The organism is Citrobacter sp. R4, from assembly GCF_026719175.1.
Lineage (GTDB): Bacteria > Pseudomonadota > Gammaproteobacteria > Enterobacterales > Enterobacteriaceae > Citrobacter_A > Citrobacter_A sedlakii.
The window spans coordinates 1-2247 of record NZ_JAPPSU010000039.1 but is presented as its reverse complement, the minus strand read 5'-3'; the positions used below and the strand labels follow the sequence as shown (position 1 = coordinate 2247).

The following is a 2247-nucleotide window of genomic DNA, read 5'->3' as shown; positions in this document are numbered from 1 at the left end:
TGATGAATATAATATTTATTCGTGGATAAGCTATCGTCCTTTTTTTACAGGAATGAATGCTGATATATCACCATATGGATATATGAGCATTTGATTCAGCCATCAGGTGAATGCTTTTTAGCCTCTGGCTGTACGGTTCAGTCAGCCACGTAAAGAGGGCTCAGACTACAGGATTTTTTATGTAATCCGCATGTTTTTATCTGTCGAATGTCTTTCGGCAGGTGTACGTAAAATGTCGTTAATCGCTAACAAGGAATTTACAAATGCCAACACCGTGTTACATCTCAATTACGGGGCAAACCCAGGGGAATATTACCGCTGGTGCATTCACTGCAGATTCTGTCGGCAATATCTACGTGCAGGGGCACGAGGATGAAATGCTGGTACAGGAATTCCAGCACAACGTGACTGTACCCACCGACCCGCAGTCCGGGCAGCCGAGTGGCCAGCGTTCGCATAAGCCGTTCGTCTTTACTGTGGCGCTGAACAAAGCCGTACCGCTGCTGTACAACGCGCTGGCTTCCGGCGAAATGCTGCCGAAAACTGAACTGCACTGGTGGCGTACTTCTGTTGAAGGCAAACAGGAGCATTACTTCACCACCCGCCTGACGGACTCGACGATTGTGGATATGAAGTTGCATATGCCGCACTGCCAGGACCCGGCAAAGCGCGAGTTCACGCAATTGCTCGAGGTTTCGCTGGCCTATCGCAAAATCGAGTGGGAGCACGTCAGGTCGGGTACTTCCGGTGCTGACGACTGGCGCGCGCCGCTGGAAGCATAAGGCTGAATCCACAGCACCCGCCCTTACGGGCAGGGTGCTGTTTTTATCGGGGTTCGTAAAAAAAAGCAGTGTCAGTAAGGGGTTACGTTTTTTTACGGGAGATGGCGGACGCCGGAAACTTCGGCGGTAGCGTGCCTGAATACAAGCGTGACACTGTACTGTCATTCGCCGCAGTCCGGCTGGTGGTTTTTTTTCTCTGTTAATTCAGCAGGTTATTCATGTCAACAGGATTACGTTTCACACTGGAGGTGGACGGCCTGCCAGCTGATGCGCTGGTCGTGGAGTCCTTTCACCTGGAGCAGTCCCTTTCCTCGCTGTTCACTCTCGATATTTCGCTGGTCAGCCAGCAGCTTCTCAGCATTGATTTTTCTCAGGTACTGGAAAAAACAGCGCACCTTAAAATCTGGCAGGGTGATGAGGTACAGCGCCGGGTGAATGGCATTGTGACCTGGTTTGAGCAGGGGGAAAACGACGGGCGCCAGATGCTGTACAGCATGAAAGTCCGCCCGCCATTGTGGCGCGCCTCCCTGCGGCAGAACTCCCGTATTTTTCAGAATGAGGACATTAAAAGCATTCTGGGGACGATATTGCAGGAAAACGGGGTAACGGACTGGAGCCCGCTGTTCAGCGAGGCGCATCCGGCGCGGGAGTTCTGCGTGCAGTACGGTGAAACGGATTTTGACTTTCTAGCGCGGATGGCGGCGGAGGAAGGGGTGTTCTTCTACGAAGAGCACTCGCCTGACAGCGACGACCAGAGCCTGGTGCTGTGCGACACGGTGCGCTTTCTGCCGGAGGCGTTTGAAATCCCGTGGAACCCGAATACCCGGACCGAAGTGAGCACGCCGTGTATCAGCCAGTTCCGCCACAGCGCACAGATACGCCCGTCTTCAGTCACCGGCAAGGACTACACCTTTAAACGCCCCGGCTGGGCGGGTCGCTTTGAGCAGCAGGGGCAGGATCTGGATCACCAGCGTACACAGTATGAAGTGTTTGATTATCCGGGGCGCTTCAAGGACGGACACGGGCAGAACTTCGCCCGCTGGCAGGTGGAGGGATGGCGCAATAATGCCGAAGAGGCGCAGGGAAAAAGCCGCTCGCCGGCAATATGGCCGGGACGGCGTATTCAGCTGACGGCACACCCGCAGGCGGGTCTGAACCGGGAATGGCAGGTGGTGAGCAGCGAGCTGCAGGGTAAACAGCCGCAGGCGGTGGCGGGGCGTTCCGGCTCAGGGACCACGCTTGAGAATGATTTTACGGTGATACCGGCGGACAGAACGTGGCGGCCCCGGCCGATGGAAAAACCGTCAGTGGACGGCCCGCAGTCGGCGGTGGTCACCGGTCCGGAGGGGGAGGAAATCTTCTGCGACGAACATGGCCGGGTGCGGGTGAAGTTTAACTGGGACCGGTATAACCCGGCGAACCAGGACAGCTCGTGCTGGATACGGGTGGCGCAGGCGTGGGCGGG

General features: G+C 55.8%; 2 protein-coding genes. Both read left to right on the top strand.

Annotation, left to right across the window (positions count from 1 at the left end; genetic code table 11):
• Positions 1–263: 263 nt before the first annotated feature.
• Positions 264–782 (top strand): Hcp family type VI secretion system effector, encoded by a 519-nt coding sequence (locus OOJ60_RS24365; RefSeq protein ID WP_199957785.1) that lies wholly within the window; start codon positions 264–266, stop codon positions 780–782.
• Positions 783–1000: 218 nt separating this feature from the next.
• Positions 1001–2247: type VI secretion system tip protein TssI/VgrG (tssI, locus tag OOJ60_RS24360; protein WP_205613294.1), on the top strand; the 1247-nt coding region annotated here is incomplete at its 3' end.